We start from the raw sequence: 17,230 nt of genomic DNA, 5'->3' as shown, positions 1-17,230 counted from the left end.
CGGTGACCGGATCCACCTCCCTCTGGTGAACGGCTGCAAGGAGTAACACCCCCCATGAAGAACCCCACGAACGGCGGGCGCCGCGGGCGTCACCGGCGTCGCTGGACCGCCACTGGTCTGCTGATCGGCGTGCCCGCCGTCCTGGTGCCGTATCTCCTGTTCGCGCAGGAGGACTCGCAGGCCGCGACGGTCGACGGCGACGCCTACTACCGGCTGGTCTCCGTGCGCAGCGGCAAGGTGCTGGACGTCAGCTCCTTCTCCACCGCCGACGGCACCCGTATCCAGCAGTACACCGACCAGAACACCGCCAACCAGCAGTGGAAGCTGCGGCCCGTCGGGGACGGCTACTACGAGCTGGTCAACCGCAACAGCGGCAAAGTCCTTGGCATAGCGGGCAACTCCACCGCCCGGGCGGCCGCCGCCGAACAGCAGACCGACAGCTCCTCCCCCTCCCAGGAGTGGCGCATCGACGAGGTGGGCGGTTCCGGCGCCGTCACCTTCACCTCCCGCAGCAGCGGCCAGGTCCTGGACGTCCACGGGGGCTCCACGGCCCAGGGCGCGGTGGTCATCCAGTATCCGGGCCACGGCGGCACCAACCAGCAGTGGGAGCTGGTGAAGGTGGCCGAGGCGCAGACGGCCGCGACCGGACCGTACGCGTGGAAGAACGCCCAGGTGGTGGGCGGCGGTTATGTCACCGGGCTGGTGTTCAACCCGCGGGAGAAGGGCCTGCTGTACGCGCGTACCGACATGGGCGGCGCCTACCGCTGGGACCCCGCGGCCGAGCAGTGGATCCCGCTGACCGACTGGATCGGTGAGAAGGACTGGAACCTGCTGGGCATCGACGCGCTGGCCACCGACCCCGTCGACCCCAACCGGCTCTACCTGTCGGCGGGCACCTACACCAACAACTGGGCGGGCAACGGCGCGATCCTGCGCTCCACCGACCGGGGCCGCACCTTCGAGCGCACCGATCTGCCGTTCAAGCTGGGCGCCAACGAGGACGGCCGCGGCGCGGGCGAGCGGCTCGTGGTCGACCCCGCGGACAACCGCAACCTGCTGCTGGGCACCCGTAAGAACGGCCTGTGGCGCAGCACGGACAGCGGTGCGACCTGGAAGCCGGTCTCCTCGTTCCCCGTCAAGGACGGGGCGAGCAGCGGCGCGGGCATCTCCTTCGTGACGTACGGCCCGGCCGGCAGCAAGACGATCTACGTCGGCGTCAACGACAGGTCCACCTCCCTGTACCGCTCCACCGACGGCGGCAGCACCTGGCAGCCCGTCTCCGGGCAGCCCACCGGCCAGATGCCGCAGCACGGCGTGCTCTCCGGGGACGGCTCGCTGTACTTGACGTACACCAACAACCTCGGACCCAACGGCGTGACGGCGGGTTCGGTCTGGAAGCACACGCCGTCCGGCGGGACGTGGAAGAACATCTCCCCGTCCCAGGGCAACTACGGGTTCTCCGGCCTGGCCGTCGACCCGCAGAAGCCGTCCACGGTGATGGTCACCACCCTCGGCCGCTGGTGGCCCGAGGACGAGATCTACCGCAGCACCGACGGCGGCGGGACGTGGAAGGCGCTGGCCAACCAGTCGGAACGGAACGCCTCCGCCGCTCCCTACATCGGTGACCACACCGGGCACTGGATGACCGCCCTGGCCATCGACCCGTTCAACTCGGGGCACGTGCTGTACGGCACCGGCAACGGCATCTGGCGCAGCAAGAACGCCAACGCCAGCGACAGCGGCGGCACCAGCCACTGGACCGCGGGGGCTCGAGGACTGGAGGAGACCGCGCTGCTGGACGCGGTCGCCCCGCCCGGCGGCGCCACCGTCGTCACCGCCATGGGCGACCAGGGCGGCTTCCGCCACGACTCCCTGACCAAGGTGCCCGACGGGCGACTGGACAACCCGATGATGACCAACAGCACCGACATCGACTTCGCCCAGTCCAACCCGTCGTTGATGGTCCGCGTCGGCCGTGGCGGCGAGAAGGACGGCGCCTACTCCACCGACGGCGGCAGCAACTGGACCGGCTTCAGGTCGGAGCCGGTGGCCGGCGCCCAGGACGGCCACATCGCGCTGGCCGCTGACGGCTCCGCCATCGTCTGGACCCAGGACGGGCAGGCCCCGTACCGCTCGACCGACAAGGGGGCCAGCTGGTCGAGGGTCGGCGGCCTGGGCACCGGCGCCGTGGTCGTCGCCGACCGCTCCTCGGCCAAGACCTTCTACTCACTGTCCGGCGGCACGCTCTACGCCAGCACCGACGGCGGCGCGACCTTCACCGCCCGCGCCACCAACCTGCCCAACGGCCGGCTCGAGGCCGTCCCCGGCATCGCCGGGGACCTGTGGATCGCGGGCGACAGCAAGGGGCTGCTGCACTCCACCGACGGCGGCCGCACCTTCACCACGCTCAGCACGGTGAAGTCGGCCTCCGCCCTCGGCTTCGGCAAGGCCGCGCCGGGCGCCTCCTACCAGGCGCTGTACCTGATCGGCACCGTCAAGGACGTCACCGGAGTCTTCCGCTCCACCGACAAGGGCGCCACCTGGCTCCGCGTCAACGACGACGCCCACCAGTGGGGCGCCATCGGCAGCTCGGGCGTCATCACCGGCGACCCCGACACCTTCGGCCGCGTCTACGTCGGCACCAACGGCCGCGGCCTCCAGTACGGCGACCCGTCCTGACCCCACCCCCGAACGGGGCCGCGGCCACAACGCCCTGCGGCCCCGCCACGGCTGAGGCACCTCGCGGAGGCCCCGGTGGCCCAAAGGGGCCCGCCTCTTCGTGAGAGCCCTCGGGAGACCCCCGTACCCCAGGGGGCGTGAGCGCACCCGCTCACGCCCCCTGCGGCGTGCGCGGTCGGCGCCGGCAGGTCACTGCTCGGCCATCGACGAATGGCCCTCGGCTACGCGTCGCCGCCCGGGGTGACGCGGCGGTAGGCGCCATGGGCGTTGACGAGGTGGGTGGTCGTCGTGCCGAGGACGGTTGCCGTGGTCAGGGCGGTCAGGTGCCAGGCGTCCGTGCCGGGCTGCCAGGCGAGTTCTCCGTGCGGGGCGGTGGCGAAGCCGTTGTGGAAGAGCCAGCACACCAGTGCGGTGCCCGGTGCCGCGGTGAAGCGGGCGCACAGGCCCAGCAGGGCGGCCAGGGCACACAGGGCGAGCAGGGCGTGGGGCGGCTCGGTCAGCGCGCGGGTCGCGGCCAGGGCGGCCGTGACCAGGAGCGCGCCGGTGAAGGCGGCGGCCCACACCAGTGGGGTGGCCACGGGCTCGGGCACCGGCCGGATCCCGGCCCTCCACGGCCGCCATTCCACCATCGGCGGCTTCCCTTCCCGATCACGGCGCCACATACCACTGGTGACATCTCAGCGCAGCGACAACGGTTCCGGGCGGGCCGGCCGGTCTTCTTAACGGGTTCCGTACGGGTTCATCGGGTACGCGGTCGACGGCTTGCGTACCGTCAGTCCAGTTCGGCGAAGGACTCCACCGCCTGGATCTTGCCGGTGACGATGATGACGTCGCCCTTTTCTATGACCGTCTCGGCGGTGGCATGGGTGAAACCCTCGCCGGGCCGCTTGATCCCGACGACGGTGACGCCGTACTTGGTCCGGACCCCGCTCTCGCCCAGCGGTACGCCGGTGGCCACCGCCGGGGTGACCGTCTTGACCAGGGCGTAGTTGTCGTCGAACTCGATGAAGTCCAGCATGCGGCCGGTCACCAGGTGGGCGACGCGCTCGCCCATCTCGTGTTCGGGCAGGACCACGTGGTGGACGCCGAGGCGTTCCAGGATCTGGCCGTGCTGGCGACTGATGGCCTTCGCCCAGATGTTCGGGACCCTGGCCTCCAGCAGGTTGGAGGCGATGAGGATGGACGCCTCTATGTCGGTGCCGATGCCGACGACGGCGCTGGTGAACTCGTGCACGCCGAGCTGCCGCAGCACCTCGGAGTCGGTGCAGTCGGCGACGGCCGCGTGGGTGAGGTCGTCGCTCATCTTCTGCACGAGGTGGGGGTCGGTGTCGACACCGAGGACGTCCCAGCCGCGCCGCATCAGCTCGTTGGCCAGCGAGCTGCCGAACCGGCCGAGACCTATCACCGCGACGCGCTGGTCGCCGTGGGGGTTGGCGTACTGGACCGAGAGCTGCTTGGCGCGGCGGCGGCGCAGGGAGTGCAGGTAACTAGCCAATGACAGGTCGCTCCTCGGGTAGCTGGTAGCGGCGGGTCCGCTCGCGCAGAGCGAGCGCCGAGACCAGGGTGACCGGTCCGAGCCGGCCGACGAACATGAGCACGATGACGATCAGGCGCCCTGAGGTCGGCAGGTCCCCGGTGATACCGGTGGACAGCCCGACCGTGCCGAACGCCGACACGGCCTCGAAGAGCACCTGCTCGAAGGGTTTGTGGACGACGGCGAGCAAGGCGAGGGTCGCGGTCATCACGAAGCCCACCCCGGCCAGCGCCACGGTCAGCGCCTGCCGCAGCACATGCGGAGCGAGCCGGCGGCCCATCACGCCGGAGTGCGGCTCGCCGCGCACCTCGGCCACCATCGCCGCGCCCAGCACCGCGAAGGTGGTGACCTTGATGCCGCCCGCCGTGCCCGCGCTGCCGCCGCCGACGAACATCAGCATGCAGGTCAGCAGCAGCGTCGCGTCCGTCATCGCGCCGACGTCGACACTGTTGAACCCGGCCGTGCGGGACATCGCCGAGTGGAAGAACCCGGCGAGGATCTTCTTGTACCAGTCGAACGGGCCCAGCGTGCCCGCGTTGGTCCACTCCAGGACGCACGTCAGCACGGTGCCCGCCAGCAGCAGCACCGCCGTCGTGACGACCGTCAGCCTGAGGTGCAGCGACCAGCCGCGCCGGCCGGTCAGCTGCCGCCGTCGGCGGTGCCGCAGCAGCTCCAGCAGCACCGGGAAGCCGATGCCGCCGAGGATCACGGCCACCGCGACGGGCAGCGTCATCCAGGGATCCTGGGCGTACCGGGTCAGGCTGTCCGCGTGCAGGCCGAACCCGGCGTTGTTGAAGGCGGACACCGCGTGGAAGAACCCCAGATACGTCGCGTCGCCGATCGACTCCGCGTACCCGAAGCGCAGCCGCAGCGCCAGGACCGCGCCCACCGCCAGCTCCACCGCCACGGTGCACCCGGCGACACCCAGCAGCACCCGCCGTACGTCCCCGATGCCCAGGCTCTTCGTCTCGGCCTGCGCGGTCAGCTGCATGCGCAGCCGCAGCTTGCCGGAGATCAGCAGGCCGAGCAGCGAGGCCATCGTCATGATGCCGAAGCCGCCGACCTGGAACAGCGCCAGGACCACGCCCTCGCCGAAACCGCTCCAGTAGGTGCCGGTGTCCACGACCACCAGGCCCGTCACACAGACCGCCGAGGTCGCCGTGAACAGCGCGGTCACCACGTCCGTGCGGCCGCCGCCCTCGCTGGCCACCGGCAGCATCAGCAGCACGGTCCCCAGCAGGATCACCGCGCCGAATCCGGTCACCACCGTCCGCGCGGGATGAGCCGTGAACAGCGCGTGCCATCCCCGCACCGCCCTGGATGGGCGCGTCGGTCCCGTCGACCGCGCCATGGCACGTCCCGCCACGCTTCGGCTCCTCCACCTGTCGTGTCCGCTGTCGTGTCCGCCAAGTCATCGTCATGGTTCCGACAGGTCGGCGCCCAGATCCCGGCGGCACACCCTAACCGAACGGAAGAGCGAGCGGCAGCGATCGGCCCCGACCCGGCGGCGCAGGTGTTACGTCATCGTTGTGGCCGCGACATCGGGGCGGGCCGGGGGCCGGCCGGGGGCGGTGCGAAGGGTGAGGACCATGGTCAGGCCGCCGCCGGGGGTGTCCTCGGCGTGCAGGGTGCCCCGCATGGCCTCGGCGAAGCCGCGGGCGACCGCGAGGCCGAGTCCCACGCCGGCGCCGCGCGGGGCGTCGCCGTAGCGCTGGAACGGTTCGAAGATGCGCTCCTTGGCGTCGTCCGGCACGCCGGGGCCGCGGTCGGCGACCCGCAGCTCGACACGGTCGCCGAGCGCGCTGGCGGAGACCTGCACGGGGCGGTCGTCGGGACTGTACTTGACGGCGTTCTCGACGACGTTGGCGACGGCCCGCTCCAGCAGCCCCTTGTCGACGGCGACCATGGGAAGCGTCTCGGGGATGTCGAGGCCGACACTGTCCTCGTCCACGCCGACCAGGGCCATCGGGACGACCTCGTCGAGGTCGATCTCCCGGATCAGCGGGGTGACGGTGCCCGTCTGCAGCCGGGACATGTCCAGCAGGTTGTCCACCAGACCCCCGAGCCGGTCCGCGCCCGCCTCGATGCTCTCCAGCAGCTCCGCCCGGTCCTCCTCCGACCAGGCGACGTCGTCGGAGCGCAGCGAGGACACGGACGCCTTGATGGCGGCGAGCGGGGTGCGCAGGTCATGGCTGACGGCGGCGAGGAGCGCCGTGCGGATGCGGTTGCCCTCGGCCAGTTCCTTGGCCTGGTCGGCCTGCACCTGAAGGCGCTGGACATCCAGGACTACGGCGGCCTGGGCGGCGAAGGCGGACAGCACGCGCCGGTCCTCGGCGGGCAGGACACGGCCGTACAGGGCGAGCGCCATGTGGTCGCCGACCGGCATGTCGACATCGGCGTCCTCGGGCCGCTCGATCGCACGGGTGTCTCCGACGCTGCCCACGCAGGTCCACGGATCGAGGTCGCTCGCCCGCTCCAGCAGGGCCGCCGTCTCCATGGCGAAGGTGTCCCGGACGCGCTCCAGCAGCTCCTCCAGGCTGGTCTCACCGCGCAGCACACTGCCCGCCAGCAGGGACAGCACCTCCGACTCCGCGCGCAGCCGCGCGGCCTGCTGGGTGCGCCGGGCGGCCACGTCGACCACGGAGGCCACGGCGACCGCGACCGCGAAGAAGGCCGCGATGGCGACGACGTCCTCCGCCTCCGCGATGATCCAGGTGTGCACGGGCGGGGTGAAGAAGTAGTTCAGCAGCAGTGACCCCGCGGTCGCCGAGGCGAGGGCCGGGCGCAGGCCGCCCAGCAGTGCGGCGGCGACCGTCAGCGTCAGGAAGAGCAGGACGTGGTTGGTGAGGTCCGGGCCCGTGGCGACGTGGGTGAGGGCGTAGGTGAGCAGGAGCGGGCCGGCCACACCGACCAGCCAGCCCCAGATGATCCGGGAGCGGCCGAGCCGGGAGCCCCGCGCCAGGGGCAGGCCGCGCCCCTTGCCCGCCGCGTCGTGGGTGATCAGGTGGACGTCCAGATCGGGTCCGGACTCCCGGGCGACGGACGCGCCGACGCCGGGGCCGAAGACGTACTGCCAGCTCTTGCGGCGGGACACGCCGAGGACGATCTGGGTGGCGTTGACGCCGCGCGCGAACTCCAGCAGCGCGGACGGGATGTCGTCGCCGATGACATGGTGGAACGTACCGCCCAGGCCCTCCACGAGGGCGCGCTGCTCGGCGAGTTCCTTCGGCGAGGCGGAGGTCAGCCCGTCGCTGCGCGCGATGTACACGGCGATGACCTCGCCGCCGGCGCCCTTCTCCGCCAGCCGCGCCGCCCGCCGGATCAGCGTCCGCCCCTCCGGGCCGCCGGTCAGCCCTACGACGATCCGCTCACGGGCCTGCCAGGTGGAGCGGATGTTGTGCTCCCCGCGGTACTGCTGCAGGTACTCGTCGACCCGGTCCGCCACCCACAGCAGCGCAAGCTCCCGCAGCGCGGTCAGGTTGCCGGGCCGGAAGTAGTTCGACAGGGCCGCGTCGACCTTGTCCGGCTGGTAGATGTTGCCGTGCGCCATGCGGCGGCGCAGCGCCTGCGGGGACATGTCGACCAGCTCGATCTGGTCGGCGCGCCGGACCACCTCGTCGGGGACGGTCTCCTGCTGCCGTATGCCGGTGATCGCCTCGACGACGTCACCCAGCGACTCCAGGTGCTGGATGTTCACGGTGGAGATCACGTCGACACCGGCGGCCAGCAGCTCTTCGACGTCCTGCCAGCGCTTGGTGTTGCGGGAGCCGGGCACGTTGGTGTGTGCGAGCTCGTCGACCAGCGCCACCTGGGGGCGGCGGGCCAGGACCGCGTCGACGTCCATCTCCGTGAACGTCGTACCCCGGTACTCGATCTCGCGGCGCGGCGTGACCTCCAGGCCGTGCAGCATCACCTCGGTGCGCGGCCGGTCGTGGTGCTCCACGAAGCCGACCACGCAGTCGGTGCCGCGCTCCACGCGCCGGTGGGCCTCGGAGAGCATGGCGTAGGTCTTGCCGACGCCGGGTGCCGCGCCGAGGTAGATGCGTAGCTTGCCGCGTGCCATGGGTCTCGGTGTCTCGTCTCTGCGGGGATGTGCGGCGGGGCTCATACCGGCTCACCACCCCCAGCCGGGCCGTGTACACCCGAAGATAGTTCGGCCGGGCAGGAACCGGGGAGGGCGAGGGCGGCCGCCGTCCGGCGCCTACAGCCGGCCCACTCCTTTGGCGATGAGCGCCACCAGCGCGAACACCACGACGGCGGCGAAGACGAAGGCCACGTCGGCCATCGCAGGCTCCCTGAACAGGACTCGACATCGGACTGACCACACCAGCAAACGCCCCGTGCGGCCGGACTCAACGCCCCTTGACGCCCCTCTTACGGCGACGCCGCTCCCTTTGACGCACTCCTTACGCGCCGATCGCGCCGGCCGGTCGAGGGAGGTCGCACCGAATGGGTAGGTCTGCCGATGCGCGCCGGCCCGTGGCCTCGCCAGCATGGTGGCGAGGTCCGAGGAGAGGAGCGGTGAGATGGCCGGCATCGGTGAGGGCGCCGTCGTCTCGGCGGGTCCCGTGGAGTTCGTTCGGGTCAACGGGGTGCGGATCGCGTACGCGGCGGCCGGTGACGGGCCGGTTCCGCTCGTGCTCGTGCACGGCAGCTGGGGTTCGCACCACAACTGGGATCCGGTCGTACCGGGCCTGGTCCCCCGGTTCCGCGTCGTCACCTACGACCGGAGGGGCCACAGCGACAGCGAGCGCGTCTTGGGCCAGGGCAGTTTCGACGAGGACGTGGCCGATCTCGCCGCGCTGATCGAGCGGCTCGGGGCGGCCCCGGCCTGGGTCGTCGGCAACTCGGCCGGCGCGGTCATCACGCTCGGGCTGGCCGCGGCCCGCCCCCACCTGCTGCGCGGGATCGTCGTGCACGAGCCGCCGCTGTGGTCCCTGCTGCCGCGGGGCGGTCCCGAGGCCGCCGCCGTCGAGACCCTGCGGCGGGGGCCACTCGCGGACGTGCTGCGCCGCATCGACGCGGGCGACCACGCCGGCGCGGCCGAGCTGTTCGTCGACGCGGTCGCCCTCGGGCCGGGCAGCTGGGCGCGGATGCCCGACCGGATGCGGCGCACGTTCGTCGGGAACGCCCCGACCTACCTCGACGAGGGCCGCGATCCCCGCGCCGACACCGTCGACCAGGCCGCGCTGGCCCGGTATCGCGGACCGGTACTGCTCACGTCCGGTGACCGGAGCCCGCCCTGGTTCCGGCCGGTGGTGACCCGGCTCGCGGAGCTGCTGCCGCAGGCCGAGCACGTCGTGTACCCCGGTGCGGGCCACATTCCGCATGTGACGCATCCGGCGGCGTTCCTGCGCGTGACCATGGCGTTCATGTCCCGCGCGGAGAGCAGGCAGGAGGCACGGCGATGAGCGGCAGCCCCGGCATTAACCGGTTCGACGTCCGCGCCCCGGACGGCACCCCGCTCGCCGTATGGGCCGAGGGTGAGGGACCCGCGCTGGTCATGGTGCACGGTTCGCTGCAGGACCACACCGTCTCGGCCGCCCTGGTCGGCGAGCTCCGTACCGGCCTGACCACCTTCGCCCTGGACCGCCGGGGCTTCGGCGCCAGCGGTGACGGAGCCGACTATGCGATCGAGCGGGAGTTCGAGGACGTGGCCGCCGTCGTCGACGCCGTGGCCGCCCGGACCGGCGGTCCGGTCGCCGTGTGGGGCCACTCCTACGGGGCGAGCCTCGCCATGGGCGGCGCGACGCTCACGGGGAACGTCGGCCACCTGCTGCTGTACGAGCCCAGCCTCGGGCTCGTCTACCCCGACGGCTGGATCGGCAGGGTCGAGCGGGCGCTCGCCGACGGAGACGACGAGGAAGCCGTCGTCCTGGTGCTCCGGGACGTGCTGGAGTTCACCGACGCGCAGATCGACGCCGTACGCTCCGGCCCGGAGTGGGCACGCCGCGTCGCCGTGGCACCGACCGTGGCCCGGGAGGCACGGGCCGAGGAGGAGTGGGTCTACCGGCCCGGACAGTTCACCGGGATCACGGCACGGACACTCCTCCTGTCCGGCTCCGAGAGCCCACCGGCGCTCAAGCAGGCCACCGACCGGGCCGCGGCGGCGATCCCCGGTGCCCGGATCCGTGTCCTCGACGGTCACGCGCACATCGCCCACCGGACGGACCCGGCGATGGTGGCGGCGGTCGTACGGGGGTTCCTCACGTCATGAACCCGGGGGGGTCTCAGCCCCTCACCAGGTCGTGCTCCATGGCGAACAGGGCGGCGGCCGCGCGGGTGGAGTGGCCGATCTTGCCGTAGATGTGCTGGACGTGGTGCTCGGCGGTGCGGGGCGAGATCACCAGCCGGCCGGCGATCTCCCTGTTCGTCAGACCGCGGGCCAGCAGACGCAGCACGTCGACCTCCCGGTCCGTGAGCCCGGCCGGCGGGCTCGGCCGCAGCCGCGGCGGCACCTGCCCGGCGGCCGCTACGACGGCCCGCGCGCAGTCGGGATCGAGACGGCCGGCCGCGGCCTCCTCGGCCAGCAGGTCGGCGGCCCGGGCGGGGCTGTGGGCGGGCCGGTGCGGACGGTTCTGCGTCGCCGCCTGGTACGTGTCGGCGGCCGCGAGGATCCGCGCCGCCACGGGGATCCCGGCGGCCGGCAGCCCATGGTGGTAGCCGCTGCCGTCGAGCCGCTCGTGATGCAGGCCCGCCGTGCGGCCCAGCGGTTCGAGGACGCGCGAACAGGCCAGGATCCGCTCCGTGTGGTACGGGTGCAGGCGGATCTGCTCACGCTCGGTACGGGTCACCGGACCGGGCCGGTCCCAGATCCCGCTGGAGACGCCGACCCGCCCCAGGTCGTGCAGCAGCGCGGCCCGCCGCAGGTCCTCGACCTCGCGTTCCGGCAGTCCGAGCGAACGGGCGGCGCCGTCGGCCAGCGCGGCGACCCCCGCCGAGTGGCCCAGCGTGTACGGCGCCTTGAGATCGACCATGTCCCCGAAGGCGCGCGCCACCTGATCGAGTTCGCCCCGGGTCACGTACCGCACCGGCGCCGGCTCGGCCTCCAGAACCGCCTCCCACGGATCCACGGCGTCGATCCCGCGCAGCAGGGCGGGCCCGTGCCGCCGGAACACGTCGACGACGGCGGGGTCGAACCAGCCTCCTGCCCTGCGCCCCAGTGCGGCCATGGCCGCGTCCGGCCCGCCGGACCGGTGGAACAGCACGGCCTGCGTGGCCACCTCACTGATCCGCGCCGGGAGCGCGATCTCGTCCTTCGCCAGCCCCTGCGGCTCACCCTTGCCGTCCCACCGCTCGAACTGCTGGAACAGACAGTCCCGGACCTCCTGGCCGAGGCCGAGCCGGCCGGCGAGCAGGGAGGCCGCCTCGCAGACGGACCGGAAGATCGTCTTCCCGTGCTGGAGGTTGCCCAGGACGGCGCGGGTCACCAGCCGCGGCCGGTGCACGCCCGCGCCCCGTCCGGTGCCGAGGGTCAGGGCGAGCATCTCCCGGGCGTCACCGAAGTCCGCGGGTTCGGCGGCCGACCGTGACGCCAGTTCGTCGCCGCCGAACAGGCGTGCCTCGACGGCCGCCGTGGCCGTACAGCCGAGGTGGCGCAGCAGGGAGGCCAGATACACGTCCCGCACCTGCCGCTCGGGCAGATCCAGGGCCCTGGCGAGACCGGTCGCCAGCAGACAGGACCGGACCGCCTTCTCCGGCGGCTGCCCCATGCCGAGGTCGGTGGCCACCGACAGGGCGGCCAGCAGCTCCGTCAACCGCGACTGCTCCGGCATGGTCACTCCCCGGAGGTAGGGGCATGCCCATTTTCCCACGTGTTCTCCACCCGGCAGCATGGCCCGCTGGTGACCCCCGGGCCGGTTGTTCAGGGGGTGTCGCGGAGGGTGGTCGCCACGCCGTTGGTGATCTCCACCTCGGCGGTGAAGCCCTTCTTGGCGGCGCTCTCCAGTTCGGCTTCCGTGCACTCGGTGCCGCCCTGCTCCCCTTCCCCAGTCCCCGGGCCCCCGCAGACCTGGCCGTAGCCCCAGATGCGGGTGTCCTCGGCGATGAAGAACTGCTGCGCGGTGCCGTGCTCCTCGGTGACCGTGTATGTGCCCGGTGCGAGGTAGGAGACATGGCCGAACCAGGTGCCGTTGACGCCCTTGCCCTTGGCGCGCCGCTCGGAGACCCGGGTGGCGACTCCGTCCTTCATCTCCACATCGGCAGGGACGGCACCCTTCTTGGCGGCCGTCTCCAACTGGTCCTGTGTGCACGGCGCGTCCACCTTCGACTGCGCGTCCCCGCAGATGGTGCCCGCGCCGTGGACCTCGGTGTCGTCGGCGACCCAGAACTGCTGGTCGCCCTTGCCCGGGACGGACACGATGTACTTGCCCGGCGCGAGGTAGGTGACCGTGCCGTTGCTGAACGTCCCGCTGACGCCCTTGCTGCCCGCCGACCGGTCCCCGGCCTTCTCCCCGGCCTTCTCCCCGGCCTTGTCCGCCGCCTTGTCCGCGACCGCGGCCGAGCCCTTGCTGCCCTGTTCGGAGGACGAGGTCGAGGACGAGCCGCCGCTGGTCGCGGAGTCGTTCTGGCAGGCGGTCATCAGCAGCCCCGCGGTGATCGCGGCGGTGACGACGGCGGCCTTGCGCAGGTGACGGTTCATCACGGGAGGTCCTTCCGATGCGAGGAGGAGCGGGGCCGGCGGTGCGTCCGCCGTTGTCCCGCGGTGTGACCGACAAGAGGGCCCACCGCTCCCGGAGGTCACGCCCGTCCCCGCATCACGACACCGCCATCACACGCTCGTGACACAGCAACACGGCCGTACCAGGGCGCCCCCCTACGGACCCGTCCCTGTCCGACGTCGGCCGCCGCAGGGACCTGCTGGCCCGCGACACCGCCGGGAAGCTGTGGCTGCACCCGGGCAACGGCCGGGGCGTCTTCGGCACCCGCAAGGTCAGCGGCACCGGCGGCTGGAACACCATCAACCAGCTGGCCTCACCGGGCGACGTGAACGGCGACGGCTCTGACGCCGCCCCCGCGCGCCACGCCGACCTACGGTGCCGTAAGTTACGGTACCGAAGGTTGCTCTCCGCAGCCTCTGGCGCGACGTTTGCGAGGACCCATGCGCACAGCCCGGACCACCGAAGACCTGCCGTGGCTGATCCAGGGGGGAATGGGCGTGGGCGTGTCCGGGTGGCGGCTCGCCCGGGCCGTCGCGCGCACCGGGCAGCTGGGGGTCGTCTCCGGTACCGCTCTCGACACGCTGCTCATCCGGGGGTTGCAGAGCGGCGATCCAGGAGGCCGTCTGAGGCGGGCGCTGGCCGCCTTCCCCGTGCCGGAGCTCGCCGGGGCGGTGCGGGAGCGGTACTTCGTCGAGGGCGGGGTCGGGGAAGGGGAGCGGTTCGCGGCCACTCCCCGGCTCACGGCCGACGCGGCGTGTCCGGCCCGGGCGCTGACCGTCGTCGCCAACTTCTGCGAGGTGTGGCTCGCCAAGGAGGGGCACGGCGGACCGGTCGGCGTCAACTACCTGGAGAAGGTCCAACTCGCCACCGTACCGGCCATGTTCGGGGCGATCCTCGCGGGCGTGGACTACGTCCTGGTCGGTGCGGGCGTGCCCGGGCAGATTCCCGGGATCGCCCGTGGGCTCGCCCGGCGTGAGCCGGTCACCGCGCGGGTGGACGTGGAGGGCGACGACCGGCCGCTCGTCCTGCGCTTCGACCCGGCCTCGGTGCTGCGCGGAGCCGATCCGGGCCCGTTGCACCGCCCTCGCGTCCTGGCCATCGTCTCGCTGCCGGCCCTGGCCACGTACCTGAACCGCGACGAGGAGACCAGGCCGGACGGATTCGTCGTCGAAGGCCACCGCGCGGGCGGGCACAGCGCCCCGCCGCGCGGCCCCCTGCGCCTGGACGAGCACGGCGACCCCCTGTACGGCCCCCGGGACAACCCCGACTTCGCGAAGATGGCCGCCCTCGGCCTGCCGTTCTGGATCGCCGGCGGTCAGTGCGGGCCGGAGCAGCTCCGTCAGGCCAGGGAGAGGGGGGCGGCCGGTGTTCAGCTCGGCAGCGTCTTCGCGCTGTGCGAGGAGTCGGGCATGGAGGAGGCGCTGCGGCGGCAGGTGGTCGAGCGTGAACTGGCCGGCGAGCTGACGGTGCGCAACGACCCGGCCGCCTCCCCGACCGCCTTCCCCTTCAAGGTCGCCGACCTGCCCGGCACACTGGCCGACCCCGCCACGAGCGCCGACCGCGCCCGCGTCTGCGACCTCGGCTATCTGCGCACCCCGTACCGGACCGCTCGCGGCGACATCGGCTACCGATGCCCGGCGGAACCCCGCGCGGCCTACGTCCGCAAGGGCGGAACCCCCGAACACACGGAGGGGCGGCAGTGCCTGTGCAACGGCCTGCTGGCCGCCGTAGGGCTCGGCCAGCGCCGGCCGCGGGGCGTGGTGGAACCGCCCATCGTCACCATCGGCCAGGACCTGGACTTCCTCCGGGACATCACCCCGGACGGCACGCCGTACAGCGCCGAGACGGTGGTGCGGTGGCTTTCCGCGGGGCTGACGGGGAGACGGCGCCTGCACCCGTCTGAGCACGACCGCCGCGTGCGAGTGCGATCCTCATCAGCCGCTCCATGATGAAGGCCCAGGTCATCCGACCTGGGCCTTCTTGCCGGCCGTGGTGATCAGCCCGTGAGCCGGTGCATCACCATTCCAGGGCGTCGGCCATGGTGAACTGCCAGTACGTGACTCCGATCGAGTCGTCGACGTAGACGCCCTTCGCGGGGAGTGACGGGTGGGCGGCGGTGCTCGCGTCCGTGTTGAAGTAGACCGCGAGGGACTTGGCCGTGTAGCCGTTGGAACCGCTGCCGTCCGCGGCCGAGAGACGGACGCTCGCGTAGCCCGACTCGCCCGGGGCCAGCGTGACCACCGCCTGCGGCTTGGAGTCCTCGAAGGCCGGCGGGACGGACTGGGCCTCGCCGAACCGGACCGCCGGGTAGTAGACGAGGTCGCAGTTCTTCGAGCCGGTGTTGGTGACGGTGAGGAGGAGGTGGTTCAGGGGGCGGGAGACCTCCGTGGCGGTCGTCCGAGTGGAGGCGGGTGAGCAGGGAGTGAGGGTGGCCCCCGAGTCCTTGGAGTTCGTGGAGCCCGACGAGCCCTCGGAGTTCGTGGAACCCGACCCGCTCTGGGAACCCGTCGTGCCGCTCGACCCGGCAGCGCCGCCTGTCGAGCCTTCGGAGGTCGAGCCCGCAGGGGCGGCCTGTCCCGCCCCGGTGGAGGTTCCCCCACTCGCCTTGGACGGGGGCGTGGTGGAGGCCATGGGCGCCGACGCAGACGCGGATCCCGCCGACGCCCCCTCGTCGCGGACGCCCTCTCCGTTGTTGCACGCCGTCAGCGTCAGCGCGGCGGCCGCGAGCGCGGCGGCGGCGAACATGCGGGTGCGGCCGGTGCGGCGGGTACGTGTGGACATGTGATCCCCCTTGTGCGGTACGGGTGTTGGCAGGGGCCGCTCGACCGGGTGCCGGGAGCGGCGTGCTTGGATGGCCCAAGCTTGTGCAGTGATCCGTCCCGACCGCCAAGACTGGCTGCGCATCCGGGACGCTGGAATGCTTGCGATGGCTCTGACCTGGGGGAATGACCTCCCCCTGGAATGGGGTTCCGGGACACGGGGAGAGAGCGGAATGGTGGCGGGCGACGAATTCGCGGAGCTGTTGGGCCGGTTGAAGGAGCGGTCCGGCCTCAGTTACGGGGTGCTCGGTAAGCGGCTTCACATGAGTGCGTCCACCCTCCACCGGTACGTCAACGGGGACGCCGTACCGACGGACTACGCGCCCGTGGAACGGCTCGCGCGGGTGTGCAAGGCGACGCCCGAGGAACTGGTGGAGCTGCATCGGCAGTGGGTCCTCGCGGATGCCCGGCGGAGGCAGAAGGCGGGCGGGGACCCCAGGCCCACCCCTGCGGAGCGGCAACCGCAGGTGCCGCCGGCGGCGCAGGCCGGGACCGGGGCGGCAGGGCAGACCGACCCCTCGGGATCCGAGACGGCGGGGTCCGAAACGGTGGTCGAGTCCCGTCCCGACGGCGAGCGGTGGCCCTCGAAGGAAGCCCGCGCGGTGCGGCGCCGTACCGTCGTACTCACCGGAGTCGCCGTCGCCGCCGCCGTGTCGGCCGCGCTCGTCGTGAATCTCCTGCCCGGCAGGTCAGATGACGACCGGGCCGGGGAGCAGTCCATCGGGGCGGCCGCCTCCCCATCCGTCGACGAGGCGCCCCGCGCCTCCGAGTCGGCCGAGGCGAAGGGCGGTTCTGCCTCGCCGTCCGCCTCACGCAGCGGGAGTCCCTCGGCTTCCGCCTCCGTCTCCCCGAGCAGTGGGGCCGGGACGGACCGGGGGGGCAGTGCCCAGGACGGAGCCACCGCGCCCACCGTCGCCGTCAATCCGTACAAGTGGGAGAACCCATGCGGCCCGCACTTCCTGGTCGACCGGCGGCCCGAGCAGGTGCCCCCGCCGCCGAGCGAGCCGGACGCGCGCGGGTGGGTCAACGCGCTGGGCGGGGTCACCGCCGGGCAGCAGCTGCTCGCGCTGACCGTGCAGGGCACCGGGAAGGCCACCGTGGTCCTGAAGGACCTGCATGTCCGGGTCGTGGAGAAGAGCGCGCCGCTCGCCTGGAACGACTTCGCGATGGGTGTCGGGTGCGGTGGTGACGTGGAGACGGTGGCGTTCGAGGTGGACCTCGATGCCGGGCGGCCCGCGCTCTCCCCCAGGGCCGGTCAGCGCGACTTCCCGTACAAGGTGAGTGAGTCCGATCCCGAAGTCTTCTATGTCTTCGCCGACGCGCGGGCGCACAACGTGAGCTGGTACCTGGAACTGGACTGGTCCAGCGGTGACCAGCAGGGCACCGTACGCGTCGACGACAACGGCAAGCCCTTCCGGACGAGCGGGAACGTGGGACGGCCCGCCTACACCTATCCGCTTGGTTCCTCCGAGTGGGGCCGGGACGAGACCGACCCCGACATTCCCGGCTGAACGCCCCCGGGAGGCGATGGGCCGGGG

General features: G+C 72.4%; 12 protein-coding genes. 5 read left to right on the top strand and 7 right to left on the bottom strand.

Translation table 11 applies throughout. The features are described from left to right. Nucleotides 1-54 precede the first annotated feature (54 nt). Nucleotides 55-2,679: an RICIN domain-containing protein gene (locus tag ACH5AC_RS07360; RefSeq protein ID WP_398860709.1), complete on the top strand. Its 2,625-nt coding sequence runs from the start codon at nt 55-57 to the stop codon at nt 2,677-2,679. Nucleotides 2,680-2,900: 221 nt separating this feature from the next. Here ACH5AC_RS07360 and ACH5AC_RS07355 read toward each other — a convergent pair whose 3' ends face one another. From ACH5AC_RS07355 to ACH5AC_RS07340, 4 genes are all read right to left on the bottom strand, one after another. Beyond that, a complete protein-coding gene (locus tag ACH5AC_RS07355; protein ID WP_398860708.1) occupies nt 2,901-3,269 on the bottom strand; it encodes a hypothetical protein in 369 nt (122 codons plus the stop codon). 182 nt (nt 3,270-3,451) lie between these two features. Beyond that, nucleotides 3,452-4,174, bottom strand: a complete 723-nt coding sequence (locus tag ACH5AC_RS07350) for a potassium channel family protein (RefSeq protein WP_398860707.1) — start codon at nt 4,172-4,174, stop codon at nt 3,452-3,454. Beyond that, the gene (locus ACH5AC_RS07345) at nt 4,167-5,579 is read right to left on the bottom strand and encodes a TrkH family potassium uptake protein (RefSeq protein ID WP_398860705.1); all 1,413 of its coding nucleotides are present in this window, start codon (nt 5,577-5,579) and stop codon (nt 4,167-4,169) included. The genes ACH5AC_RS07350 and ACH5AC_RS07345 overlap by 8 nt, the downstream gene beginning before the upstream one ends. A 150-nt stretch (nt 5,580-5,729) precedes the next feature. Further along, on the bottom strand, nt 5,730-8,276 hold the full coding sequence (locus tag ACH5AC_RS07340; RefSeq protein WP_398860704.1) for an ATP-binding protein: 2,547 nt from the start codon (nt 8,274-8,276) through the stop codon (nt 5,730-5,732). A 463-nt stretch (nt 8,277-8,739) separates the two neighbouring features. Here ACH5AC_RS07340 and ACH5AC_RS07335 point away from each other — a divergent pair, with 463 nt between their 5' ends. Further along, on the top strand, nt 8,740-9,624 hold the full coding sequence (locus tag ACH5AC_RS07335; protein WP_398860703.1) for an alpha/beta fold hydrolase: 885 nt from the start codon (nt 8,740-8,742) through the stop codon (nt 9,622-9,624). Then, a complete protein-coding gene (locus ACH5AC_RS07330) occupies nt 9,621-10,430 on the top strand; it encodes an alpha/beta fold hydrolase (protein WP_398860702.1) in 810 nt (269 codons plus the stop codon). Before ACH5AC_RS07335 ends, ACH5AC_RS07330 begins: the two co-directional genes overlap by 4 nt. Before the next feature lie 13 nt (nt 10,431-10,443). Here the strand turns inward: ACH5AC_RS07330 and ACH5AC_RS07325 are convergent, their stop codons facing one another. Together ACH5AC_RS07325 and ACH5AC_RS07320 are read right to left on the bottom strand one after the other, a co-directional pair. Further along, nucleotides 10,444-11,988 carry an HD domain-containing phosphohydrolase gene (locus tag ACH5AC_RS07325; protein ID WP_398860700.1) on the bottom strand — a complete coding sequence of 515 codons (1,545 nt, stop codon included), beginning with the start codon at nt 11,986-11,988 and terminating at the stop codon, nt 10,444-10,446. A gap of 89 nt (nt 11,989-12,077) precedes the next feature. After that, nucleotides 12,078-12,854 (bottom strand): hypothetical protein, encoded by a 777-nt coding sequence (locus tag ACH5AC_RS07320; protein WP_398860699.1) that lies wholly within the window; start codon nt 12,852-12,854, stop codon nt 12,078-12,080. Between the two features lie 459 nt (nt 12,855-13,313). Here ACH5AC_RS07320 and ACH5AC_RS07315 point away from each other — a divergent pair, with 459 nt between their 5' ends. Beyond that, nucleotides 13,314-14,822, top strand: coding sequence for a nitronate monooxygenase (locus tag ACH5AC_RS07315; protein ID WP_398860698.1), 1,509 nt, complete (start codon nt 13,314-13,316; stop codon nt 14,820-14,822). A gap of 67 nt (nt 14,823-14,889) precedes the next feature. On the opposite strand, the gene ACH5AC_RS07310 is transcribed toward ACH5AC_RS07315, so the two are convergent. Then, entirely contained in the window at nt 14,890-15,654 is a 765-nt protein-coding gene (locus ACH5AC_RS07310; protein WP_398860697.1) for a DUF4232 domain-containing protein, read from the bottom strand. 214 nt (nt 15,655-15,868) lie between these two features. Between ACH5AC_RS07310 and ACH5AC_RS07305 the strand changes: the two genes are divergently transcribed. Beyond that, nucleotides 15,869-17,203, top strand: coding sequence for a helix-turn-helix domain-containing protein (locus ACH5AC_RS07305; protein WP_398860922.1), 1,335 nt, complete (start codon nt 15,869-15,871; stop codon nt 17,201-17,203). The last annotated feature ends 27 nt before the right edge of the window (nt 17,204-17,230 follow it).

Source organism: Streptomyces sp. NPDC018693 (genome assembly GCF_044391385.1).
Lineage (GTDB): Bacteria > Actinomycetota > Actinomycetes > Streptomycetales > Streptomycetaceae > Streptomyces.
This window is presented reverse-complemented; position numbering and strand designations above follow the sequence as displayed.